Annotated in this window: 23 protein-coding genes and 1 pseudogene; 11 read left to right on the top strand and 13 right to left on the bottom strand. The window is 71.8% G+C overall.

The window, feature by feature from the left end:
* Positions 1-5 precede the first annotated feature (5 nt).
* Entirely contained in the window at positions 6-515 is a 510-nt protein-coding gene (locus tag CIB93_RS17595) for a gluconokinase (RefSeq protein ID WP_096627856.1), read from the top strand.
* A gap of 11 nt (positions 516-526) precedes the next feature.
* Entirely contained in the window at positions 527-1,924 is a 1,398-nt protein-coding gene (locus CIB93_RS17590; protein WP_096627853.1) for a GntP family permease, read from the top strand.
* A 79-nt stretch (positions 1,925-2,003) separates the two neighbouring features.
* Here the strand turns inward: CIB93_RS17590 and CIB93_RS17585 are convergent, their stop codons facing one another.
* Positions 2,004-3,575, bottom strand: a complete 1,572-nt coding sequence (locus CIB93_RS17585) for an APC family permease (protein ID WP_096627851.1) — start codon at positions 3,573-3,575, stop codon at positions 2,004-2,006.
* Positions 3,576-3,622: 47 nt separating this feature from the next.
* Entirely contained in the window at positions 3,623-4,594 is a 972-nt protein-coding gene (locus tag CIB93_RS17580; RefSeq protein ID WP_096627849.1) for a hypothetical protein, read from the bottom strand.
* Between the two features lie 204 nt (positions 4,595-4,798).
* On the opposite strand from CIB93_RS17580, the gene CIB93_RS17575 reads away from it, so the two are divergent.
* Entirely contained in the window at positions 4,799-5,224 is a 426-nt protein-coding gene (locus CIB93_RS17575; protein ID WP_096627847.1) for an ASCH domain-containing protein, read from the top strand.
* Between the two features lie 85 nt (positions 5,225-5,309).
* Here the strand turns inward: CIB93_RS17575 and CIB93_RS17570 are convergent, their stop codons facing one another.
* Positions 5,310-6,971, bottom strand: coding sequence for an FAD-binding dehydrogenase (locus CIB93_RS17570; RefSeq protein WP_096627846.1), 1,662 nt, complete (start codon positions 6,969-6,971; stop codon positions 5,310-5,312).
* A gap of 117 nt (positions 6,972-7,088) precedes the next feature.
* Between CIB93_RS17570 and CIB93_RS17565 the strand changes: the two genes are divergently transcribed.
* The 3 genes from CIB93_RS17565 to CIB93_RS17555 are packed head-to-tail and all read left to right on the top strand — an operon-like array spanning position 7,089 to position 8,334.
* Complete coding sequence (locus CIB93_RS17565) at positions 7,089-7,598, top strand: NUDIX domain-containing protein (RefSeq protein ID WP_096627844.1); 510 nt, start codon at positions 7,089-7,091, stop codon at positions 7,596-7,598.
* 29 nt (positions 7,599-7,627) lie between these two features.
* Positions 7,628-8,023: a YidH family protein gene (locus CIB93_RS17560; protein ID WP_096627842.1), complete on the top strand. Its 396-nt coding sequence runs from the start codon at positions 7,628-7,630 to the stop codon at positions 8,021-8,023.
* On the top strand, positions 8,020-8,334 hold the full coding sequence (locus CIB93_RS17555) for a DUF202 domain-containing protein (RefSeq protein WP_096627841.1): 315 nt from the start codon (positions 8,020-8,022) through the stop codon (positions 8,332-8,334). Before CIB93_RS17560 ends, CIB93_RS17555 begins: the two co-directional genes overlap by 4 nt.
* Positions 8,335-8,356: 22 nt before the next feature.
* On the opposite strand, the gene CIB93_RS17550 is transcribed toward CIB93_RS17555, so the two are convergent.
* Positions 8,357-9,292 (bottom strand): NADP-dependent oxidoreductase, encoded by a 936-nt coding sequence (locus CIB93_RS17550; protein WP_096627839.1) that lies wholly within the window; start codon positions 9,290-9,292, stop codon positions 8,357-8,359.
* A gap of 168 nt (positions 9,293-9,460) precedes the next feature.
* On the opposite strand from CIB93_RS17550, the gene CIB93_RS17545 reads away from it, so the two are divergent.
* Both CIB93_RS17545 and CIB93_RS17540 read left to right on the top strand, forming a co-directional pair.
* A complete protein-coding gene (locus tag CIB93_RS17545) occupies positions 9,461-10,483 on the top strand; it encodes a phosphotransferase family protein (RefSeq protein WP_096627838.1) in 1,023 nt (340 codons plus the stop codon).
* 6 nt (positions 10,484-10,489) lie between these two features.
* Positions 10,490-11,704, top strand: coding sequence for an acyl-CoA dehydrogenase family protein (locus tag CIB93_RS17540; protein WP_096627836.1), 1,215 nt, complete (start codon positions 10,490-10,492; stop codon positions 11,702-11,704).
* Between the two features lie 63 nt (positions 11,705-11,767).
* Here CIB93_RS17540 and CIB93_RS17535 read toward each other — a convergent pair whose 3' ends face one another.
* The 4 genes and pseudogenes from CIB93_RS17535 to CIB93_RS17520 form a co-directional block, all read right to left on the bottom strand.
* Positions 11,768-13,105: a M28 family metallopeptidase gene (locus tag CIB93_RS17535; RefSeq protein ID WP_096627835.1), complete on the bottom strand. Its 1,338-nt coding sequence runs from the start codon at positions 13,103-13,105 to the stop codon at positions 11,768-11,770.
* A gap of 291 nt (positions 13,106-13,396) precedes the next feature.
* On the bottom strand, positions 13,397-13,990 hold the full coding sequence (locus CIB93_RS17530) for a TetR/AcrR family transcriptional regulator (RefSeq protein WP_096627833.1): 594 nt from the start codon (positions 13,988-13,990) through the stop codon (positions 13,397-13,399).
* A gap of 49 nt (positions 13,991-14,039) precedes the next feature.
* Positions 14,040-14,327: pseudogene (locus CIB93_RS17525) on the bottom strand (long-chain fatty acid--CoA ligase); the annotation flags it as partial.
* 146 nt (positions 14,328-14,473) lie between these two features.
* A complete protein-coding gene (locus CIB93_RS17520; RefSeq protein ID WP_096627832.1) occupies positions 14,474-15,241 on the bottom strand; it encodes an SDR family oxidoreductase in 768 nt (255 codons plus the stop codon).
* Positions 15,242-15,475: 234 nt separating this feature from the next.
* Here CIB93_RS17520 and CIB93_RS17515 point away from each other — a divergent pair, with 234 nt between their 5' ends.
* Positions 15,476-16,753: an exo-beta-N-acetylmuramidase NamZ domain-containing protein gene (locus tag CIB93_RS17515; RefSeq protein WP_096627830.1), complete on the top strand. Its 1,278-nt coding sequence runs from the start codon at positions 15,476-15,478 to the stop codon at positions 16,751-16,753.
* 32 nt (positions 16,754-16,785) lie between these two features.
* Here CIB93_RS17515 and CIB93_RS17510 read toward each other — a convergent pair whose 3' ends face one another.
* On the bottom strand, positions 16,786-17,268 hold the full coding sequence (locus CIB93_RS17510) for a GNAT family N-acetyltransferase (RefSeq protein WP_096627828.1): 483 nt from the start codon (positions 17,266-17,268) through the stop codon (positions 16,786-16,788).
* 226 nt (positions 17,269-17,494) lie between these two features.
* On the opposite strand from CIB93_RS17510, the gene CIB93_RS17505 reads away from it, so the two are divergent.
* Entirely contained in the window at positions 17,495-18,106 is a 612-nt protein-coding gene (locus tag CIB93_RS17505; RefSeq protein WP_096627826.1) for a hypothetical protein, read from the top strand.
* A gap of 14 nt (positions 18,107-18,120) precedes the next feature.
* On the opposite strand, the gene soxR is transcribed toward CIB93_RS17505, so the two are convergent.
* Entirely contained in the window at positions 18,121-18,588 is a 468-nt protein-coding gene (soxR, locus tag CIB93_RS17500) for a redox-sensitive transcriptional activator SoxR (protein WP_096627824.1), read from the bottom strand.
* A gap of 113 nt (positions 18,589-18,701) precedes the next feature.
* Between soxR and CIB93_RS17495 the strand changes: the two genes are divergently transcribed.
* Positions 18,702-19,163: a MaoC family dehydratase gene (locus CIB93_RS17495; RefSeq protein WP_096627891.1), complete on the top strand. Its 462-nt coding sequence runs from the start codon at positions 18,702-18,704 to the stop codon at positions 19,161-19,163.
* A 60-nt stretch (positions 19,164-19,223) separates the two neighbouring features.
* On the opposite strand, the gene CIB93_RS17490 is transcribed toward CIB93_RS17495, so the two are convergent.
* From CIB93_RS17490 to CIB93_RS17480, 3 genes are all read right to left on the bottom strand, one after another.
* A complete protein-coding gene (locus CIB93_RS17490) occupies positions 19,224-19,862 on the bottom strand; it encodes a TetR/AcrR family transcriptional regulator (RefSeq protein ID WP_096627822.1) in 639 nt (212 codons plus the stop codon).
* 102 nt (positions 19,863-19,964) lie between these two features.
* Positions 19,965-20,255 (bottom strand): YiaA/YiaB family inner membrane protein, encoded by a 291-nt coding sequence (locus CIB93_RS17485; protein WP_015607581.1) that lies wholly within the window; start codon positions 20,253-20,255, stop codon positions 19,965-19,967.
* A 92-nt stretch (positions 20,256-20,347) separates the two neighbouring features.
* Positions 20,348-21,499, bottom strand: coding sequence for an acyl-CoA dehydrogenase family protein (locus tag CIB93_RS17480; RefSeq protein ID WP_096627820.1), 1,152 nt, complete (start codon positions 21,497-21,499; stop codon positions 20,348-20,350).
* Positions 21,500-21,543 lie beyond the last annotated feature (44 nt).

The following is a 21,543-nucleotide window of genomic DNA, read 5'->3' as shown; positions in this document are numbered from 1 at the left end:
CACCCATGAGCACCCCCCACGTCGTCGTGGTGATGGGCGTAGCAGGAACCGGCAAGACCACGATCGGTCCCCTGCTCGCCGCCGAACTCGGCGTTCCGTACGCCGAGGGCGACGACTTCCACCCCCCGGCGAACATCGCCAAGATGTCGGCCGGCATCCCCCTGGACGACGACGACCGCCGGCCGTGGCTGGACGCCATCGGCGAGTGGGCGCACGGGCGGGCGGGGCTCGGCGGAGTCGTCTCCAGCTCGGCGCTCAAGCGGATCTACCGCGACCGGCTGCGGGACGGGGCCCCGCACGTCGTCTTCCTGCATCTGACCGGTGACCGGGCGCTGATCGAGGAACGGATGGCGGACCGCAAGGGCCACTTCATGCCCACCGCTCTGCTCGACTCCCAGTTCGCGACGTTGCAGCCGCTCCGGGCCGACGAGGCCGGGGTGAGCGTCGACGTGTCCGGCACTCCTGAGGAAATCACCCAGCGAGCCGTCGCCGCGCTGCGCCGGCTCGAAGACTAAGGACCACCACCGTGACCAGTCTCAGCGTCGAGATGCTGGCAGCGGACGCCGCCGAACCGATCACCTCGGCAGGCAACGCGCAGTTGGGCATCGCCGTACTGGCGGGCATCGCCGTCATCGTTCTCCTGATCACCAAGCTGAAGATGCACGCGTTCCTGGCGCTGACCATCGGTTCGCTGGCGCTCGGCTCCTTCGCCGGGGCGGCGCCGGCCGACACGATCGCCAGTTTCACCGCGGGCCTCGGCTCCACCGTCGCGAGCGTGGGCGTCCTCATCGCGCTCGGCGCCATCCTGGGCAAGCTGCTCGCCGACTCCGGCGGGGCGGACCAGATCGTCGACACCATCCTGGCGAGGGCGAGCCGGGGGGCCATGCCGTGGGCGATGGTCCTCATCGCCTCGATCATCGGCCTGCCGCTCTTCTTCGAGGTCGGGATCGTGCTGATGATCCCGGTGGTGCTGCTCGTCGCCAAGCGCGGCAGCTTCTCCCTGATGCGGATCGGCATTCCGGCGCTGGCCGGGCTCTCCGTGATGCACGGACTCATCCCGCCGCACCCCGGCCCACTGGTCGCCATCGACGCCCTGGACGCCAACCTCGGCGTGACACTGGCGCTCGGTGTGCTGGTCGCCGTCCCGACAGTGATCATCGCCGGGCCGGTCTTCTCCCGCTACGCCGCGCGCTGGGTGGACATCGAGCCGCCGGAGAAGATGATTCCGCAGCGCCCGTCCGAGGAGCTGGACCGGCGCCCGAGCTTCGGCGCCACCCTGGTGACGATCCTGCTGCCGGTCGTGCTGATGCTGCTCAAGGCGCTCGTCGAGATCGTGGTGGACGACCCCGGGAACAGCGTCCAGCGGATCACCGATGTGATCGGTTCGCCGCTGATCGCGCTGCTCGCCGCCGTACTCCTCGGCATGGTCACCCTCGGCCGGGCCGCCGGGTTCACCAGGGGCCGGCTCGCCGGGACGGTGGAGAAGTCGCTCGCCCCGATCGCCGGGATCCTGCTGATCGTCGGCGCGGGCGGTGGCTTCAAGCAGACGCTGATCGACGCCGGGGTGGGGCAGATGATCCTGGACTTCTCCGAGAACTGGTCGGTCCCCGCCCTGCTGCTCGGCTGGCTGATCGCCGTCGCGATCCGCCTCGCCACCGGTTCGGCCACGGTCGCCACCATCTCCGCCGCCGGTCTGGTCGCCCCGCTCGCGGCCGACATGTCGACCTCGCACGCGGCCCTGCTGGTGCTGGCGATCGGTGCCGGTTCGCTCTTCTTCAGCCATGTGAACGACGCCGGGTTCTGGCTGGTGAAGGAGTACTTCGGGATGGACGTCGGCCAGACCGTGAAGACCTGGTCGGTGATGGAGACGATCATCTCCGTCGTGGCGATCGCCTTCATCCTGCCGCTGTCGCTGTTGCTGTAGCGGTCCCGTAGAGCCCCGTACGCCGTGTGCCCGCCCCCGATCCCCTCCGCGGCGGGCACACGGCGTACGTACGGGGTGTTCAGCGGTCGGCGGACTCGCTCTCGGCCGCCTTCTCCAGCCGGAACGCCTCGTTGCCGAGGCCGATACGGGCGTGCACCTCGGGCTTGACCGAACGCAGGACCGTTCCGTACACGAGACCGCCCACGAGCGCGAGGGCGATCACCCCGGGCAGCAGCCAGCTGAGGGCGGAACCGGGGCCGGTGCCGACCAGCACGTCGAAGTCGCGGACGGTGAAGACGGCGATCGACAGGAGCGCGAGTCCGGCGAGGCCGGAGGCGACCAGGCGCGGGGCCTGGGCCCGGCCCGCGCCGCGCTTGACGAAGAAGGCGATGACGGCGAAGGAGGCCGCTGCCATCAGCAGGATCACGCCGAGCGCCCCGACGTTGCCCATCCAGGTGAAGAGCCGCAGGACGGGGACGGCGGGGTCACCGACCGGGTTGTCGTCGGTGAGGGCGAAGGCCAGCACGATCACCACGGAGACGCCGGACTGGAGCAGCGAGCCGGTGCCGGGGGCGCCGCTCGCCCGGTTGGTACGGCCGAAGCGGGCGGGCAGCAGACCCTCGCGGCCCATCGCGAACGCGTAGCGGGCGACGACGTTGTGGAAGCTGAGGAGCGCCGCGAACATCCCGGTGACGAAGAGGATGTGCAGGACGTCGGTGAAGGTGGAGCCGAGCCGCTCCTCGGTGAGGCCGAACAGCAGGCCGGGGCCCTCCTTGAGGGAGGAGCCGGCGATGGAGCCCGGTCCGGCGGCAACGGTCAGCGCCCAGGAGCTGATCGCCAGGAACAGCGCGGCGTAGCCCACGGCGAGGAACATCACCCGGGACACGACGACCTGCGGGCGGCTGGTCTCCTCCGCGTACACCGGGGCCTGCTCGAAGCCGACGAACGCGGCGATGCAGAAGCACAGGGCGGTGCCGAGGCCCACGCCGGTCAGGGTCTCGGGGTTGAAGGCGTGCAGCGACAGGCCCTCGGGGCCCGGCTTGCTCACGGCGGCGATGTCGAAGATCACGACGAGCGCGCACTCGATGACCAGCAGCACACCGAGCACCTTGGCATTGAGGTCGATCTTCAGCCAGCCGAGGACGCCGACGACGGCCGCCGAGACCAGGGCCGGTATCCACCACGCCACCTCGATGTCGAGGTACGTGGCGAAGATGACGGAGACCTCGAAGCCGAGAATGCCGTAGATGCCGACCTGCATCGCGCTGTACGCCACCAGCGCCACGAGCGAGGCGCCGGCGCCGGCGGTCGGGCCGAGGCCGCGGGCGATGTAGGCGTAGAAGGCGCCCGCGTTGTGGACGTGCCGGCTCATCTCGGCGTAACCGAAGCCGAACAGCATCAGGACGATGCCGAGGATGATGTAGAGGAGGGGCTGGCCGACGATGCCCATCACACCGAAGACCGTGGGCATCACCCCGGCGACGACCATCAGGGGGGCGCTGGCGGCGACCACCGAGAGGAGCAGGCCGGAGGTGCCGAGCCGGTTCGCGCGCAGGGCGCGTTCCTCGCCCTTGTAGGTGTTGATCCCGCCGGTATCGGCCGTCACCTTCGTGGTGCCGGTCTCGCTGGAAAACGAACTGCCCGTCGACATGGCGGGGGTGGTCCCTTCTTCGGTGGTGGCGATGGGTGCGACGTGCGTCAGGGGGTGCCGAGTGCGTACGCCCGCGCGGCGGCGAACGCGTCGTGGGGCTCGCGGCCGGAGTACGACCAGGGGGCGGCGGTGGCATGCGGGCCGATGCGGTGGAAGAGTGCGGCGGCCTCGGCGGTCCGGCCCTCGCAGACCTTGGCGTGGGCCAGGAAGTTGAGGTCGACGCGGTGGCGCGGGTGGTCCTCGCGCTCCCACTCCAGCCACCAGTCGAAGGCGGCCTTCATCACCTGGCGGGCCCGGCGCCCCGACCAGTGGCCGGACGCCACCGGGTCGTCGGGCTCGATGCCCGCGGCGGCCAGGACCCGGTAGCGCTCGGCATGGGCGATGACCGGGAGAACGGCCAGCGGGGAGTCGGCGGGGGCCTGTTCGGCGGCCCAGGCGGCGAAGTCGTACACCTCGTGGAGCGGGTCCTGACCGCTCTCGGGGCTGCTTTCGGCCAGCAGACCGGTCATCAGGTGGTGGGCGTGGTGGTGGTCGGGGTGCCGGGAGCGCACTTCCTCGAAGAGCCTGCCGCACTCGTCACCGCCGCCCTCGCGCCCCCGGTCCAGCAGGAGCAGCGCCAGCCAGGGGGTGGGGTCCTCGGGGGTGATCCGGGCCGCGGCCAGACAGGCTTCCCGGGCGCGGACGGCGTCGGCGGGCCTGGCCTTGGGCCGCAGGGCCCGGGCGACGGCGGCGCAGCCCAGCAGCGTGGCGGCGTCTGCGCTCTCGGGTTCGACGAGCAGCCAGTCACCGGCCCAGTCGACGGCGGACGGGGTCCAGGCGAGGGCGAGGCAACGATGTCCGCGGCGGTCCCAGTCCGGCCCGGTGGCCACGAGAAGGGCGCGTGCCTCGGACCACCTGCCCTGGGTGAACCGGTCTCGGACGGCGATGAGTTCGCTGTCGTCGAGGGCGGGGTCGAAGGCACGGTCCGGGCGGCTGCCCCGACGGCGGGAGCGGCCCAGGGGCGGCGGAGGCGGGGACATGCCGCAGACTTCCTTCGACGCGGTGTGCGAGCGGATGATCGCGCACAGCCAAGCGGTAGGCAAGGCCCCGCGTCAAGGGGAGCCTTGCGTCAACTCGGCTCGCTTTCCTGATAGTTGGCTGGAAGTCATCCCGCTGGGCGAGGCGTTCGCACGACGTGCGGGCTGGGCGGGCGGGCACGGAGTGGCGCCTGACACACTGGGGGAATGGAACCTCGCGAACCTCTCAGCCCCTACCTTCTCGCCTTTCCCGGGCCGCTGCGCGACCAGCTGGTGGCAGCGGTCCTGTCCGGCGAGAAGGTGTCCACCTCCGGACTGCTGGCCGAGTACGAACGGGAGCAGGAAGAGCTTCCCCCCGTGGGCGAACGGTCCGCGCTGATCGACTCGCAAGGGCGGGAGGTGGCGGTGCTGGAGATGACCGGCGTACGGGTGCTGCCGCTCGGGGAGGTGGATCTGCAGCATGCGCTGGACGAGGGCGAGGGGTACACGTCGGTGGCCGAGTGGCGGGCGGCGCACGAGGCGTTCTGGCACAGCGCGGAGATGCGGGAGGCGCTGGGCGATCCGTCGTTCACGGTGAACGACGAGACGCTGATCGTGGCGGAGCGGTTTCGCGTGGTCGAGCGGCTGGGGTGAGTACCGGGGCTCTGCCCCGGCCCCCGCTCCCCCATGGCCGGAGAGGCTTGATTCTGCCGCCCGTACCGCGGCCTGCGGGAGGGGTTCAGAAGGCGACCGCTTCCGCCGCGGCCCGGCCCGCCGCCCTGCCCGAGAAGATGCAGCCGCCCAGGAACGTGCCCTCCAGGGAGCGGTAGCCGTGGACACCGCCACCGCCGAAGCCAGCCGCCTCGCCCGCCGCGTACAGGCCGGGCAGCGGGGTGCCGTCGGGGGTCAGGACGCGGGAGGACAGGTCCGTCTCCAGACCGCCCAGGGACTTGCGGGTCAGGATGCTCAGGCGTACGGCGATCAGCGGGCCCGCCGCCGGGTCCAGGATGCGGTGGGGTTTCGCGGTGCGGATGAGACGGTCGCCGAGGTAGGCGCGGGCCCCGTGGATCGCGGTGACCTGGAGGTCCTTGGTGAACGGGTTGGCGATCTCACGGTCGCGGGCGGTGATCTCGCGGCGGAGCTCCTCGGCGTCGATCAGGCCGTCACCGGTCACCGCGTTCATGCCCCGGACCAGGGCCGGGAGGTCCTTCTCGACGACGAAGTCCACGCCGTTGTCCATGAACGCCTTCACCGGTGCGGGCACGTCCGCGCGGGCCCGGCCGATCACGTCGCGGACCGACTTGCCGGTCAGGTCCGGGTTCTGCTCGGAGCCGGAGAGCGCGAACTCCTTGCCGATGATGCGCTGGTTGAGGACGAACCAGGTGTAGCCGTGGCCCGAGCCCATGATGTGTTCGAGCGTGCCGAGCGTGTCGAAGCCGGGGAAGAGCGGGACCGGCAGCCGCTTGCCGCGTGCGTCCAGCCAGAGGGACGAGGGGCCGGGCAGGATTCGGATGCCGTGCCTGGCCCAGATCGGGTGCCAGTTCTCGATGCCCTCGGTGTAGTGCCACATCCGGTCGCTGTTGATGTGGTGGGCGCCCGCCTTCTCGGCGATCCCGAGCATCAGCCCGTCGACATGGGCGGGGACCCCGGAGAGCATCTTCTCCGGCGGGGTGCCGAGGCGCTTCGGCCACTGGGCGCGGACCAGGTCGTGGTTGCCGCCGATGCCGCCGGAGGTGACGATCACCGCTTGGGCCTTCAGCTCGAAGGAGCCGGTGGCCTCCCGGCTGCTCGCGGTGCCGCGCTCGGCCCCGCTGGGCTCCAGGACCTCCCCGGTGACCGTGTCGAGCGCCCCGGCCGTGCGGGCGAGGCCGGTGACCCGGTGGCGGAACCTCAGCCGGACGAGCCCCTTGGCGACGCCCTCGCGCACCCGCCGTTCGAAGGGGGCGACGACGCCGGGGCCGGTGCCCCAGGTGATGTGGAAACGGGGTACGGAGTTGCCGTGCCCGGTGGCGTCGTAGCCGCCGCGCTCCGCCCAGCCGACGACCGGGAAGATCCGCAGCCCCTGCTGGTGCAGCCAGGACCGCTTCTCCCCGGCGGCGAAGTCCACGTACGCCTCGGCCCACCTGCGCGGCCAGCGGTCCTCCTCCTCCCGGTCGAAGCCCGCCGTGCCGTACCAGTCCTGGAGGGCCAGCTCCCGGCTGTCCTTGATGCGCAGCCGGCGCTGCTCGGGCGAGTCGACGAGGAAGAGACCGCCGAAGGACCAGTGCGCCTGACCGCCGATGGACTGCTCGGGCTCCTGGTCGAGGAGGATCACCGAGCGTCCGGCGTCGACCAGTTCGGCCGTGGCCACGAGCCCCGCGAGTCCTGCCCCGATCACGATCACATCAGCGTCGTACGCCATGGGTTCCATCCTGTTCGGGGAGGCTCAGGGGCGGCGAAACGTTCAAGTTACCCGTGCGTCAGATCTTCGGTACCCGCCGGTGCCACGTCAACCACCAGGGTGCGGTTGGATGGGTGCATGAGGCCTTCCGACGAGATCCTGGACATCGTCGACGAGAACGACGAGGTCATCGGGCAGGCCCCGCGCGGTGAGGCGACCGCGCGGGGGCTGCGCCATCGCTGCGTGTTCATCGAGGCGCGTGACGCCGGGGGGCGGGTCTTCGTGCACCGCCGCACGCCCACGAAGCTGGTCTTCCCCTCCCGCTACGACATGTTCGTCGGCGGGGTCGTGGGAGCGGGCGAGTCGTACGACGAGGCGGCGCTTCGGGAGGCCGAGGAGGAGTTGGGGGTGTCGGGGCTGCCGAAGCCCGAGCCGCTGTTCCGGTTCCTGTACGCCGGTGCCGAGCACACCTGGTGGTCCGCCGTCTACCAGGTGCGCTGCGAGCTTCCGGTGGTGCCGCAGGCCGAGGAGGTCGCCTGGCACGCGTTCCTCGACGACGGCGAGCTGGAGCGGCGGCTCGGTGAGTGGGCCTGGGTGCCCGACGGCCTTGAGGCGTACCGCCGGCTGCGGGAGTTCCGGTCCGTCTGAACGTGGACGAGATCCCCTAAGGTGCCCGTGTGAACAAGATCGCGCAGAGCGTACGGCTGTGGTTCGCGCCGCAGCGCGTCCGGGAGGAGGGAAACACCCCCGACTACCGGTTCTCGCTGGCCAACGAGCGGACGTTCCTCGCCTGGATCCGGACGGCTCTGGCCCTGATCGGCGGAGGTTTCGCCGTCGACCAGTTCCTGCCGGAGCTGGCGTGGGGCGTCCGGGCGGGCCTCGCGCTCGGGCTGCTGGCCGCCGGGGTGATGTGCGCGCTGCGCGCGGTCAACCACTGGGCGCGGTGCGAACGGGCGATGCGCCGGGGCGAGGATCTGCCGGTGTCCCGCTTTCCGACGCTGCTGTCACTCGCGGTCGCCGTCGTCGCCGTGGCGATGGTGGTGGTGGTCCTCTTCGGCTGGGAGGGCCGGTGACGGCGGCAGGCGACCGGGACCCGGGGCTCCAGCCCGAGCGGACCCGGCTGGCCTGGCGGCGTACCACGCTGTCCGCCACCGTGGTCGCGCTGCTCGCCGTGCGGCAGGCCTCGCACAGCGGTGCGACCCCGGCCGCGCTGGTCGCGGTGGCGCTCAGCGCGCTGGCCTGGCTGGGGTTGCTGGTGGTGGCGCACCGCAGGGTGGTGCACATGGGCGTGGCGCGTCCGGAGCCGCTCGCGTCCAGCGGGGCGCTGCTGACGGCGCTGTGCACGGTGGCGCTGGCGGGGTTCGCGGCGGCGATGCTGTTCTGAGGCTCCTGGGCCCGGGGAAGCCTCAGGCCTCCCAGTCCACCGTCACCACGATCTTCCCCCGGGTCCGCCCCTCCTCGTTGAGCCGGTACGCCTCGGCGGCCTGCTCCAGCGGGAACACCCGGTCCACGTGGACGGTGACGATGCCCTGTTCGGCCAGCTCCGCGACCTGGGCCAGATCGTTCGCGTCGGGGCGGACGAAGGCGTAGCGGCCACCGTAGGAGAAGACCTCGCTGTCCGCGACGGAGGCGAGCCGCCCGCCGGGGGCGAGGGTGTCGGCGGAGGCGCGCAGCGCGTCGCCGCCCACCGTGTCGAAGGCGGCGTCGAAGCCCTCGGGGACCAGCTCCCGCAGCCGGTCGACGAGCCCCTCGCCGTACTCCACCGGCTCCGCGCCGAGGCTGCGCAGATGGTCGTGGTTGCGGGGGCTCGCGGTGCCGATGACCCGGCAGCCGGTGTGCCGGGCGATCTGGACGGCGAGCGATCCGACGCCGCCCGCCGCCGCGTGGACCAGAACGGTGTCGCCGTCGCGGACCTTCAGGGTGCGGTGCAGCACCTGGTACGCGGTCAGCCCGGCCAGCGGCAGGCCCGCGGCCTCCTCGAAGCTCAGGCTCAGCGGCTTGCGGGCGAGGGTGCGCACGGGGGCGGCGACGTACTCGGCGAACGTGCCGCGCGAGAGGAAGTCCTCGCGTACGTAGCCGATGACCTCGTCGCCCACCGCGAACTCGTCGACGGCGACGCCGGGTTGCACGACGACCCCGGAGACGTCCCAGCCGGGGATCACCGGGAAGACGGCTTCGAGGGCGCCTTGGAGGTAGCCCTCGCGGGCCTTCCAGTCGACCGGGTTGACGGCGGCGGCCCGCACCTTCACCAGGACCGAGTCGGGGCCGACCTTGGGGTCGGGCCGCTCGCCGTACTCCAGGACGTCGGCCGAGCCGTACGCGTTGTAGCTGATCGCCTTCATCCCTCGACCTTCCGCGCAGGTCAGCGATGGCGCAACTCAGGGCCGCGCCCCCACGGGGAGCGGCGGAAGCGAACCCTCCCCGATAACCGGCGCCGCAGGCACTGGACGACATACCGACTGGTCGGCATCATGGTGGGCGTTCGTTCTGTCGCCCCGGAGGTGCGCCCCATGAGTCCCGTCCCCCCACCAGGCATCGACCCCGAGCAGCTGCGCGGACACCTCGACCGCGAGCGCCCCGGGCTGGTGAGCGGGCCCCTCGAAGCGCGGCTGATCGAGGGCGGCCGCTCGAACCTCACGTACGTCGTCGGCGACGGGACGGGCCGGTGGGTGGTGCGCAGGCCTCCGCTCGGGCACGTCCTGGCCACCGCGCACGACATGAAGCGCGAGCACCGGGTGATCAGCGCCCTGCACCCCACCGCCGTCCCGGTGCCGGAGCCGGTGCTGCTCTGCGAGGACGAGACGGTGCTCGGTGCGCCGTTCTACGTCATGGAGTACGTGGAAGGCACCCCGTACCGCACCGCCGAGCAGCTCGCCCCGCTGGGCCCCGAGCGCACCCGGGCCGCGGTCCTCGGGCTCGTCGACACCCTGGTCGATCTGCACGCGGTGGAGCCGGGGGCCGTGGGGCTCGGTGACTTCGGGCGGCCGGACGGCTTCCTGGACCGGCAGCTGCGGCGCTGGGGCAAGCAGCTGGACGCCTCCCGCAACCGTGATCTGGCGGGCATCGACGAGCTGCACGCCTCCCTCGGCCGCGCGCTGCCCTCCTCCCCCGCCCCCGCCGTCGTCCACGGCGACTACCGGCTGGACAACGTGCTGCTGGGCTCCGACGACCGGATCAAGGCCGTTCTTGACTGGGAGATGTCCACGCTGGGCGATCCGCTGACCGACCTCGGGCTGCTCGTGATGTACAGCTCCGATCTCGGTCTGGCCGGCTCCCCGGTCTCCACCACCAGCGGCGCGGCCGGGCACCCGGCCCCCGCCGAGCTGATCGAGCGCTACGCAGCCCGATCGGGCCGGGACACCTCCGCCATCGCCTGGTACACGGCGTTCGCGTGGTTCAAGCTCGCCGTGATCCTGGAGGGCATCCACTACCGCTACACCCTCGGCCAGACCGTCGGCGCGGGCTTCGACCGGATCGGCGATCTCGTCCCCGTCTTCATCGAGCACGGCCTCACCACCCTCCAGGAAGGCTGAACACCCATGGACTTCGCATTCGACGCCCGTACCGAGGAGCTGCGTTCCCGGCTGCTCGCCTTCATGGACGAGCACGTGTATCCGGCGGAGCAGGTCGCCGAGGAGCAGCGGGCGCTGCTGGCCTCGCCGTGGGACACCCCGGCGGTGGTGGGCGAGCTGAAGGCCGAGGCCCGGCGGCAGGGGCTGTGGAACCTCTTCCTGCCGGACGCGGAGTACGGGGCGGGGCTGACGAACCTCCAGTACGCGCCGCTCGCGGAGATCACCGGGCGCTCCCCGCATCTCGCGCCGACCGCGCTGAACTGCGCGGCGCCGGACACCGGGAACATGGAGGTGCTCCTCCAGTTCGGCACCGACGAGCAGCGGAAGCAGTGGCTGGAGCCGCTGCTCGCCGGGGAGATCCGTTCCGCGTTCGCGATGACGGAGCCGGAGGTGGCGTCCTCGGACGCGACGAACATCGAGACCCGGATGATCCGGGAAGGCGGTGACTACGTCATCAACGGGCGCAAGTGGTACATCTCCGGGGCGATGAACCCGGACTGCGCGGTCTTCATCGTGATGGGCAAGACCGACCCGGACGGCGACGACATCCGCCGCCAGCAGTCGATGATCCTGGTCCCCCGCGACACCCCGGGCCTCGAAGTGCGGCGCGCCATGCGGGTGTACGGCTACGAGGACCACTCCCACGGCGGTCATGCCGAGGTGGTCTTCCGCGACGTACGGGTGCCCGCCGCGAACCTGATCGGCGAGGAGGGCGGCGGCTTCGCCATCGCGCAGGCGCGGCTGGGTCCGGGGCGCATCCACCACTGCATGCGGCTGATCGGGATGGCGGAGCGGGCCATCGAGCTGATGTGCCGGCGCGCGGTGGAACGTACGGCGTTCGGCAGGCCGCTGGCCCAGCAGGGCGTCGTGCAGAACTGGATCGCGGACGCCCGGGTGACGGTGGAGCAGCTGCGGCTGCTGGTGCTGAAGACGGCCTGGCTGATGGACACGGTGGGCAACAAGGGCGCGCACACCGAGATCCAGGCCATCAAGATCGCCACCCCGCGCGCGGTCGTGGACATCCTGGACTCCGCGGTACAGCTGCACGGGGCGGGCGGGGTCAGTCAGGACTTCCCGCTGGCGGAGCTGTGGGCGGCGGCGCGGACGCTTCGGCTGGCGGACGGGCCGGACGAGGTGCACCAGCGGTCGCTGGCCCGGCGGGAGATCAAGCGGTACGTCTGAGAGCCGGGTGCGGCCCCCTCCCGCAGGACTGCGGGAGGGGGCCGCACCCGGACTGCCCGAGGGTCAGAAGGTGAGCTTCCAGCCGTCGATGTAGCCGGTGTCGTACCGGGCGACGTCCTGGACGCGGAGCTTCCATTCGCCGTTGGCGGCCTTGTCGGAGGCGTTCACCGTGTACGTCGCGACGACGTTGTCGGCCGAGTCGCCGCCGCTGGCGTTCTTCAGCCGGTAGGCGGTGCCGTCCGGGGCCAGCAGGTCGATGACCAGGTCACCGCGCCAGGTGTGCTTGATGTCCACGCCCACCTGGAGTGCGGCCGGGGCGTTGCCCGTCCGTCCGGTGACCGCGATCGAGGAGGTCACGGCCGATCCGGCGTCCGGGATGGCGACCCGGGTGGGGTTGGAGTAGACGTCGTCCGCGGGCGGTTCGCCCGTGGAGTCCGCGGACAGGGTCCAGATCGCGTGGGCGGCGGCGTCGCTGTTGCGGTCCAGGGCGGTGTCGTTGATGTTGCCCAGGTTGTCGCAGGACGAGTGGTAGCAGCGGTCGAAGGCCTGCCCCGCGGTGCCGCCCCACTTCTGGGCCTGGGCGGCGGACTTGGTGTATCCGGCGCCGGTGAAGAGCCCGCCGACGGGGACGCCCGCGCTCTTGAACGGGGCGTGGTCGGAACGGCCGTCGCCCTCGGTCTCGATCTCGGTGGGGACGCCCAGGCCCGCGAAGTAGTCCTTGAACGTCTTCTCGATGACCGGGTCGTCGTCGTAGACGAAGTAGCCGGCGTTGGGCGAGCCGATCATGTCGAAGTTGAGATAGCCGGAGAGCTTGGAACGCTCGGCGGACGGCAGGTTGTTGACGTAGAACCGGGAGCCGACCAGGCCCAGTTCCTCCGCCCCCCACCAGGCGAACCGCAGGTGCTTGTCGGGCTGGTACCCGGCGCGGGAGACGGCGAGGGCGGTCTCCAGCACGGCCGCCGATCCGGAGGCGTTGTCGTTGATCCCGGCGCCCGAGGAGACGGAGTCGAGGTGCGCCCCGGCCATCAGGACCTCGTTCGGGTCACCGCCGGGCCAGTCGGCTATGAGGTTGTAGCCGGTGGCGCCGTTGGAGGTGAACTGCTGGACCGTGGTGGTGTATCCGGCCGCATCCAGCTTGGCCTTCACGTAGTCGACGGACGCCTTGTAGCCGGGGCGGCCGTGGGCGCGGTTGCCGCCGTTGTTCGCGGCGATCGTCGAGAACTGCGAGAGGTGGGCCTTGACGTTGGCCAGGGGGATGTCGGGGGCCGCCGCGGCGGCAGCCACCGGTGTCGTCGCCCCGGCCGCCTGCGCGGTGGGCGCGGCGGTCGCGAGGAGGGCTGCGAGGGCGACGGCGGCGATGGCCGCCGGGGATCTGCGCAGGGTGAAGCGGTTCGGTCTCATTCACGGGCTCCGGATTCCGTTGGGGACTGACGGAACGTGCGGGGGGTACCCGGCCGCGCGGTGCCCGGCCGGGTCCTGGAGCTGGCTGTGCGCGATGCGTGACCGATGCTCAAGGAAATGACAGTACTCCGTCAAGAGCGGAAACCGGACAAGTCCGTTCTATTAACGAACCAACCCTCGCCCGTGAACGTCTGCGCCTCCGGGGGAGGCCGGACATGCCTCATACATCCAGACTCACCCCGCCGCGCGGAACGGGCCAGTGGATCGTCGCCGCCGCGAGCCGCCCTGGGCCTACGGGCGCAGCGCCCTCAGCAGCAGGTCCGCGAGGTGGTCGGCGACCTCCTGGCGACTGAGCGGGCCGTCGGGGCGGTACCAGGTGGAGAGGTGGTGGACCGAGCCGAAGTGGTAGTCGACGACCAGGTCGGCGGGGGTGGCCGAGGAGAAGACACCGCTGCGCTGGCCCTCCTCGATCAGGGCCCGGAACCGCTCGTGATAGCGGCGGCGCTCCACCCGTACCTGCTTGTTCTTCTCCGGGCTCAGATGGTGCATGGAGCGGAAGAAGATCGCCGCGTCGTCCAGGTTGTCGATGGTCGTCACGACCACGTCGGCCGCCGCGTCGCGCAGCCGCTCCTCCACGGGGGCGTCGGCGTCCGCGAAGGCGTCCAGGCGCTCCTGCTGGAGCCGCAGCACCCGGGCGTAGACCTCCTGGAGCAGATCCTCCTTGGAGCCGAAGTAGTGGTAGAGCGCCCCCTTGGTGACGCCCGCCGCCTCGACGATCTCCTGGACCGAGGTGCGGTCGTACCCGCGCTCGGCGAAGAGCCGGGTGGCGGCGGCCAGCAGCCGTTGGGGGACGGGAGTGCCGTTCTGGTCCGTCGCCTTGGCCATGAGCCGCCACCTTCCTTTCGTACCGTGCGTGTGCTGTTTCGACGCCGTTCTAACGGGAGGAACGCAGTTCCCGCCTGAGGATCTTCCCACTCGCCGTCTTCGGCGGCTCGGTCAGGATCACCAGCTCGCGCGGATACTTGTACACGGCAAGCCGTTCCTTGCAGTACACACCGAGTTCGTCGGGTTCCACGGAGGCTTCCGGACGCGGGCTGACGCAGGCCCGGACGGTCTCTCCCCGGTACGCGTCCGGCGCGCCCACGACCGCCGCCTCGCGTACCGCCGGGTGGGTGCGGAGGACGTCCTCCACCTCGCGGGGCCGCACCTTGAACCCGGAGGCGGGCCGCGCGGCCCGGGGCCCGGTCGACGGCCGCCGGAAGGCGTGCAGCACGGTCGGGGGCGGGGTGACGGGGGCGCGCTGGACCTCGCCGAGCAGGGCGAGCCATGGCTTGGCCGCGCAGGGGGAGGTGCCGGGGGCCACGTCGCTCACGCTCCGCCCGCCTCCTCCCACTTCTGCTGGAGGCGGTTCATGCTGCCCATCCAGCGGTCGGGGTCGGCGGCTCGGGCCTGGTAGTACCCGGCCACCTCGGGGTGCGGCAGGACCAGGAAACGGTCTGCCTCCATCGCGTCGAACAGCGCGTCGGCAACGCCCTCCGGCTCGATGGCGCCGGGCGCGAGGACCAGCTCGCCGGCCGAACCCGCGGCGGTGAGCATGTCGGTCCGCACGCCCTGCGGGCAGATCGCGTGGACCTTGACCCCCCGGTGCCGGTAGGTCAGCGAGAGCCATTCGGCGAAGGCGACCGCCCCGTGCTTGGTGACGCTGTAGGGAGCCGCGCCGATCATCGTCAGCAGCCCGGCGGCGGATGCGGTGGTGACGAAGCGGCCGCCGCCGCGCTCCAGCCACTCGGGGAGCAGGGCCCTGGCCGCGCGGACGTGGGCCATGACATTGACGTCCCAGGCCGCCGCCCAGACCTCCTCGTCGGCGAACGCGTCGCCGGGCGAGGCCAGGCCCGCGTTGGCGCAGTAGACGTCCACCGTGCCGCCCAGCGCCTCCCGGGCCGCGTCCACGACGCCCGAGGCGTCCCCGGCGACGGCAGAGCCGCCGATCTCCTTCGCCAGCGGCTCGATCCGTGCCAGGTCGAGGTCGTTGACCACGACCCGCGCCCCCTCGGCGGCGAACCTGCGGGCCAGAGCGGCTCCGATACCGCCTCCGGCCCCGGTGACCACCACGCCCGCGCCCCGCACCGTATCCATCGCCGTCCTGCCTCTCTCCCGCCCGGTCCCGTCCGGCCGGTCCCGCCGGCCATCGGCAGACTAACCGGTCGGTATGTACTCGGGGAAGGGCCGGGAGGAGGGATGGCCGGGGCCCGGAGTGCGGGCTCGGGAACCGGCGCGGCGCGGGTCGTTCCGTGCTGGCCCCGCCCGCGCTAGCGTGCGTGGGCATGACAGTCGGCTCGATCACGGGGGCGCGATCATGGAGGTAGCTCAATGAGTCTGTCCCGACGTGGCCTGCTGGCCGCCGGAGGCGCCGTCGGCGCGCTCGCGGCGACGGCGACGGGCGCCGCTCCCGCCTCGGCCGCCGCCCCGGGGCACCGTCCCGGACCCGGGCGGGGCCGGGTCCGTACCGGCTTCGACCGGCTGGCGGCGGACGGGTACCGGCTGCTGCGGGGCCAGCGGGTCGGCGTCGTCACCAACCCGACCGGGGTCACCGCGGACGTCCGGCACATCGTCGATGTGATGCACCCGGACTCGCGGGTGAACCTGACCGCCGTCTTCGGCCCCGAGCACGGCTTCCGGGGCACCGCTCAGGCGGGCGGTTCGGAGGGGCGTTACGACGACCCGGCGACCGGGCTGCCGGTCTACGACACGTACCTCAAGAGCGGGCAGCCGCTCGCGGACATCTTCACCGCCTCGGGCGTGGACACGGTGCTCTTCGACATCCAGGACGCGGGCGCGCGCTTCTACACGTACATCTGGACGCTGTACGACTGCATGGAGGCGGCCGCGCTCGCGGGCAAGCGGCTGGTGGTGCTGGACCGGCCGAACCCGGTTACCGGGCGGGCGGCTCTGGGGCCGGTGCTGGACCCGGCGTTCGCCACGTTCGTCGGCCGCCGGGAGATCGCCCAGGCGCACGGGATGACGGTGGCGGAGCTGGCGCTGTTCTTCAACGCGGAGTTCCTGCACGAGAATCCCGTACGGCTGGACGTGGTGAGGATGTCCGGGTGGCGGCGCTCGGACTTCTTCGACGACACCGGGCTGCCCTGGGTGCCGCCGAGCCCGAACATGCCGACGCCAGGGACGGCCCTCGTCTACTCCGGCACCTGTCTCTTCGAGGGCACCAACCTCTCCGAGGGCCGGGGCACCACACGGCCGTTCGAGCTGCTGGGCGCGGAGGGCATCGACCGCCGCTGGGCGGCCGCCGCGAACGCGCTGGAGCTGCCGGGCGTCGCCTTCCGCGAGGCGTACTTCGCGCCGGTGTTCTCCAAGTTCGCGGGGAAGACGGTGGGCGGGGTGCAGGTGCACGTGCAGGACCGGGAGGTCTTCGACCCGGTCCGCACCGGCATCGCCCTGCTGGTGACGGCGAGGGAGACGTGGAGCGGCTTCGCCTGGCGCCCGGACCGCTGGATCGACAAGCTCACCGGCAGCACCCGGGTCCGCACGATGATCGACGCGGGCGCGGACACCGACGCGGTGGCGGGCGCCTGGCAGGAGGACCTGGCGGCCTTCCGGGCGAAGCGGCGACGCTATCTGCGGTACGGGGGGTAGCGGGGGCGGAGAGGGTGGCGCCGGGCGGCCTCTCAGGCACCGAGGTCCAGGTCGCCGAGGTACTCGCCGTCCTCCGTCAGCCCCCGCTTGCGGTAGCCGAGCCGGAGGTAGAACTCCTCCGGTCCGCCCTCCCCCGGGTGCCAGGTCACGGTCGAGCGCCTCCCGCCGCGCCGCCGGATCTCCTCGTTCACCGCGCCCACCGCGAACCGCCCGTACCCCCGGCCCTGCTCCCCCGCGGCGACGGCGAGCCGCCAGAGCCCGGAGCGCGGCGGGGCGTGTGGCACCCCCGCGTCGTAGTCGAAGGACACGTCGAAGAAGGCCATCACGAAGCCCACGATGCGCTCGCCGTCACAGATCAGCCGGGGCCAGGCGACCTCGGGGTGCACGTAGGCCTCGGCCAGGGACTGCGCGACGGGCGAGACGAACTTCCGCTGCTCGGGCGCGACTTCCAGCCGACAGGCGGCGATGACGTTATCGGGGGTGACCTTTTCCAGGCGCGGGTGACTCGCTGTCATGCGCACACCCAACCGCACCCGCCCGGGTCGCCGCCACCGCATTCCGGCGCGGCCGCACGCCCTCTCACCACCTGCCCGCGCGCCGTTCCGCTTCCGCCCGCGCCACCCCGCCCGACATGGGGAGTCTCAGCCAATGGACGGGTTTCATCTTTCGACGGAGCCGAAACGGGCAATCGTACGTCCATTCCTTGACGTCCAAGGACGAGCGACGGAGGTGGAGAGTGCCATGGCCGGTTTCCGGAGTCTGGCGAGACAGGTCCGCGATCCGCTGGGCGATCTGGCCCTGCGGCGGTATTCGTTGCGCAAGTGCCTGGAGAGATTCGCCCCGTACGGTCACCGGGCGACCTGGGACCATCTGTGCGCCCGGCACGGGATCGATCCCGAGGACCGGGCACCCGATCCGGCGCGCCTGGTGAGCGCGCTGGAGGAACTGGAGGAGGCGCGGGCCGTCTGGCTCGCGTACGAGGCGGGGTTCGCCGAGCGGCGGCGGCGCGAGAAGCACGCGGGGCTGCGGCGGCCAGGCGCGTTCGACGACTGGCACCGCCGTACCTGGGGCGGGCACGGGGTGGCCCGCTGCGCCGACCCCGGGGTGCACCCCACCGAACCGCTGGCCGAGGTGCTGCGCCGCCTCATCGCCGCCCTCGGTTCCGGACCCGGCTCCGCCTGCCCGGTCTGCGCGGGCACCGGCATCGAGTGGCAGGAACGGGGACGCGAGTCCTGGGCGGGTCCGGTGTGCACGGGCTGCGGGATCGCGGTGCCCCGGCCCGCCCTGACGGACCGCACGCTGGCGATGGCCCGGCTGCCGCGACACCGGAAGCCCACCGCGACGGCGGCGTAGCACCCAGGGGGTGGCTACGAGGAACGCTTGCGCTCCGGCATCAGACGGGAGCCGGTGATCCGCTCACCCGTGATGTCGTCGGGGTTGGACAGCACACAGGTCTCCAGCGACAGACAGCCGCACCCGATGCAGTCGGTCAGATGGTCGCGCAGCCGGTGCAACTGCTCGATCCGCTCGTCGAGTTCCTTGCGCCAGACCTCGGAGAGCCGAGCCCAGTCCTCGTGGTTCGGCGTGCGCTCCTCGGGCAGCTCGGCGAGCGCGTCCCGGATCGTGGCCAGCGGGATGCCGACGCGTTGTGCCGCCCGCACGAAGGCGACCCGGCGCAGCGCGTCGCGGGAGTAGCGGCGCTGGTTGCCGCTGGTGCGACGGCTGCTGATCAGGCCCTTGGCCTCGTAGAAGTGCAGGGCCGAGACAGCGGCCCCGCTGCGCGCCGAGAGCTGGCCGACCGAGAGTTCGTGGAGTGTCTGTGGGATCTGGGGCACTCCTCAAACCTACTGCCATGTCGTTGACAGGAACGCGCCGCACCATGATGCTGAGCAAGCGCTTAGACATCGCGCCGGAGGGTGCGGCGAGCCGGAAGGCAGGGACCGGGAACATGGCAGAGCCGAAGATCTTCACGTCCGCACAGGAGCTGCGGGACGGAGTGGGCGAGCAGCTGGGACACAGCGACTGGCTGGAGATCGAGCAGAAGAGGATCGACCAGTTCGCCGAGGCGACCGGCGACCACCAGTGGATCCATGTGGACCCGGAGCGCGCGAAGGAAGGACCCTTCGGCACGACGATCGCGCACGGCTATCTGACGCTGTCGCTGCTGCCCGCGCTGGTGCCGCAGGTGATGCGGGTCGAGGGCATGAAGATGGGCATCAACTACGGGACGAACAAGGTCCGTTTCCCCTCGACCGTCCCGGTGGGCTCCCGGCTGCGGGCCACGGCGGTGCTCCGGAGCGTCGAGGAGGTGGGCGGCGGCGTGCAGGTCACGGCCGTCGTCACGGTCGAGCGCGAGGACAGCGAGAAGCCTGCCTGCGTGGCCGAGTCGGTGTCCCGCTACTACTTCTGATCCGGGGCCGTGAACACCTGCGGCCCGGGGGCCGAGACCGCGTACGATCCGGAGCCGTGACTACCTGCGGTCCGGGGCCGTACGGGCTCCGACCATCCGCAGGACGAGGCCGGCGTACAGCTCGCCGACCTCGTCGGGCGTGCGGCTGCCCTGGGCGTTGAACCAGCGGGCCACATCGATGCAGAGGGACAGCACCGCGAGCGTGGTGCCGGGAATGTCCGGGACGTCGAACTCACCGTCCCGCACACCCTCGCTGATGATCCGGCGCACCACCGCGTCGCTCTTGCGGCGCAGCGCGACGATCTCCGTACGGTGCTCGTCGCCGAGGGCGTCGAGCTCGTACTGCACGACCCGGGCGGTGGTGTGCCGCTCGGCGTGCCAGCGGACGAAGGAGCGGGCGGCCCCGGCGAGCCGCTCGGCGGCGGTGCCGTCCCGGTCCGCCTCGGCCTCCAGGACATACAGCGCCCGTTCGTGGCCGATCTTGCTGATCCGGTGGAGCAGCTCTTCCTTGGTCTTGTAGTGGATGTAGAGGGCAGCGGGGCTCATCCCGGCCCGCCCGGCGATGTCACGGGTGGTGGTCGCGTGGTACCCGCGCTCGGCGAAGGCGTCCACGGCGGCGACGAGGAGCCGCCTGGCCGCCTCGGGAGTGACCTCGCCCCACGGGGCGTCCTCGCCGCTCGTCTCCTCCGCCGTACTCATCGCTCAGGGCCCCTCTCCGTCAACAGGACGAACACCATACCCCGAACCTGAGCAAGCGCTTAGGGCTGTCTCCGCTCAGAGCCGTCTCGCCGTCCTGCCGGGTCAGAGCTTCTGGAAGGGGTCGTGCTCGGCGAGGATCTTCTCCAGCCGGGCCTGGTCCACCCGGCTGACGATCTGCCCGGCCTCCTGGCGGTCCCGGATCACCTTGGCCAGCGTGAAGCAGGACGTGACGAGGTAGAGCACGCCGATGGCGAGGAAGCCGCGCACCCAGGCGTCGGCGTCGAGGAAGAAGATACCGAGGGCCACCGCACCCATCGCCACCAGGAAGGAGGCGACGGCCTGGCCGTAGAAGGCGGCGGTGCTCTGCTGCTTGACCGATGTCGTGTCACTCATGGGTCGAGCATCCGCCGGCGTGGCGCACGCCACATCCGCGCACGTACTCAGGCGGCTACTCAGACACCCGTGCGAACCGGGGCCGACGGCGCTCAGAACGCGGAGACACCCGTCAGCGCGCGGCCGATGATGAGCTTCTGGATCTGGCTGGTGCCCTCGTAGAGCGTCATCACCCGGGCGTCCCGCAGGAGTTTGCCGACCGGGTACTCGTCGATGTAGCCGTAGCCACCGAAGACCTGGAGGGCGTTGCCGGCGCAGCGGACGGCGGCCTCGGAGGCGTACAGCTTGGCCTTGGAGGCGGCGGTGGCGAACTCCTGGCCCCGGTCGACCAGATCAGCGACCCGCCAGGTGAGCAGCCGGGCGGCGTCCACGTCCACGGCGATGTCGCTCAGCAGCTCCTGGACGAGCTGGTGGCGGGCGATGGCCTTGCCGAACTGCTCGCGCTCACCGGCGTAGCGCACGGCCGCGTCCAGGGCGGCCTGGGCGATGCCCACACAGCCCGCGGCGACCGACATCCGCCCCTTGGCCAGGGCGGACATGGCGATGGAGAAGCCCTTGCCCTCGGGGCCGAGGAGGGCGGCCGCGGGTACCCGGACATCCTCCATCACCAGTTCGGCGGTGGCCTGGCCGCGCAGGCCGAGCTTGCCGTGGATGGCGCGCCGGGTGAGGCCGGGGGCGTCGGCGGGGACGAGGAAGGCGGAGACCCCGCGGTGGCCGGGGGCCTCGTTCGTGCGGGCGAAGAGCAGCACCACGTCGGCCCAGGTGCCGTTGGTGATGAACATCTTGGTGCCGTTAACGACGTAGTCACCGCCGTCGCGTACGGCCCGGGTGGCGAGGTTCCCGGCGTCCGAACCGGTGCCGGGCTCGGTGAGGCCGAAGCAGCCGATCGCCTCGCCCGCCGTCAGCCGGGGCAGCCACTGCCGCTTCTGCTCCTCGCTCCCCCAGGACGCGAGGGTCTTGGCGACCAGACCGAGCGATACGGAGACGATGCCGCGCACGGAGGAGTCGCCGCGGCCCAGCTCCTCGGTGACCAGACAGTAGGAGAGGTGGTCCCCGCCGGAGCCGCCGTACTCCTCGGGGACGGTGAGCCCGAGGAAGCCGAGGTCCCCGAGCTTCTTCACGATCGACCTGTCGACATTCTCGGCCCGGTCCCACGCGGCGGCGTGTGGCGCGACCTCGCGGGCGACGAAGTCCGCCGCCAGCTTGCGGACGGCTTCCTGCTCCTCACTGAGCGTCAGGTCCATCGTGCGCCACCCCACCTCTCGCCAGCGCTTTAATTAGCACTGCT

It is taken from the genome of Streptomyces sp. WZ.A104 (genome assembly GCF_002382885.1).
Lineage (GTDB): Bacteria > Actinomycetota > Actinomycetes > Streptomycetales > Streptomycetaceae > Streptomyces.
This window is presented reverse-complemented; position numbering and strand designations above follow the sequence as displayed.

What these genes read in the sequence shown, in the direction of transcription:
- CIB93_RS17535 (WP_096627835.1), bottom strand. Translation starts at nt 13,105, where the DNA reads ATGAGACCGAACCGCTTCACCCTGCGCAGATCCCCGGCGGCCATCGCC.
- CIB93_RS17540 (WP_096627836.1), top strand. Translation starts at nt 10,490, where the DNA reads ATGGACTTCGCATTCGACGCCCGTACCGAGGAGCTGCGTTCCCGGCTG.
- CIB93_RS17495 (WP_096627891.1), top strand. Translation starts at nt 18,702, where the DNA reads ATGGCAGAGCCGAAGATCTTCACGTCCGCACAGGAGCTGCGGGACGGA.
- CIB93_RS17505 (WP_096627826.1), top strand. Translation starts at nt 17,495, where the DNA reads ATGGCCGGTTTCCGGAGTCTGGCGAGACAGGTCCGCGATCCGCTGGGC.
- CIB93_RS17485 (WP_015607581.1), bottom strand. Translation starts at nt 20,255, where the DNA reads ATGAGTGACACGACATCGGTCAAGCAGCAGAGCACCGCCGCCTTCTAC.
- CIB93_RS17565 (WP_096627844.1), top strand. Translation starts at nt 7,089, where the DNA reads ATGAGGCCTTCCGACGAGATCCTGGACATCGTCGACGAGAACGACGAG.
- CIB93_RS17585 (WP_096627851.1), bottom strand. Translation starts at nt 3,575, where the DNA reads ATGTCGACGGGCAGTTCGTTTTCCAGCGAGACCGGCACCACGAAGGTG.
- CIB93_RS17480 (WP_096627820.1), bottom strand. Translation starts at nt 21,499, where the DNA reads ATGGACCTGACGCTCAGTGAGGAGCAGGAAGCCGTCCGCAAGCTGGCG.
- CIB93_RS17510 (WP_096627828.1), bottom strand. Translation starts at nt 17,268, where the DNA reads ATGACAGCGAGTCACCCGCGCCTGGAAAAGGTCACCCCCGATAACGTC.
- CIB93_RS17580 (WP_096627849.1), bottom strand. Translation starts at nt 4,594, where the DNA reads ATGTCCCCGCCTCCGCCGCCCCTGGGCCGCTCCCGCCGTCGGGGCAGC.
- CIB93_RS17570 (WP_096627846.1), bottom strand. Translation starts at nt 6,971, where the DNA reads ATGGCGTACGACGCTGATGTGATCGTGATCGGGGCAGGACTCGCGGGG.
- CIB93_RS17575 (WP_096627847.1), top strand. Translation starts at nt 4,799, where the DNA reads ATGGAACCTCGCGAACCTCTCAGCCCCTACCTTCTCGCCTTTCCCGGG.
- CIB93_RS17595 (WP_096627856.1), top strand. Translation starts at nt 6, where the DNA reads ATGAGCACCCCCCACGTCGTCGTGGTGATGGGCGTAGCAGGAACCGGC.
- CIB93_RS17520 (WP_096627832.1), bottom strand. Translation starts at nt 15,241, where the DNA reads ATGGATACGGTGCGGGGCGCGGGCGTGGTGGTCACCGGGGCCGGAGGC.
- CIB93_RS17550 (WP_096627839.1), bottom strand. Translation starts at nt 9,292, where the DNA reads ATGAAGGCGATCAGCTACAACGCGTACGGCTCGGCCGACGTCCTGGAG.
- CIB93_RS17530 (WP_096627833.1), bottom strand. Translation starts at nt 13,990, where the DNA reads ATGGCCAAGGCGACGGACCAGAACGGCACTCCCGTCCCCCAACGGCTG.
- CIB93_RS17490 (WP_096627822.1), bottom strand. Translation starts at nt 19,862, where the DNA reads ATGAGTACGGCGGAGGAGACGAGCGGCGAGGACGCCCCGTGGGGCGAG.
- CIB93_RS17545 (WP_096627838.1), top strand. Translation starts at nt 9,461, where the DNA reads ATGAGTCCCGTCCCCCCACCAGGCATCGACCCCGAGCAGCTGCGCGGA.
- CIB93_RS17515 (WP_096627830.1), top strand. Translation starts at nt 15,476, where the DNA reads ATGAGTCTGTCCCGACGTGGCCTGCTGGCCGCCGGAGGCGCCGTCGGC.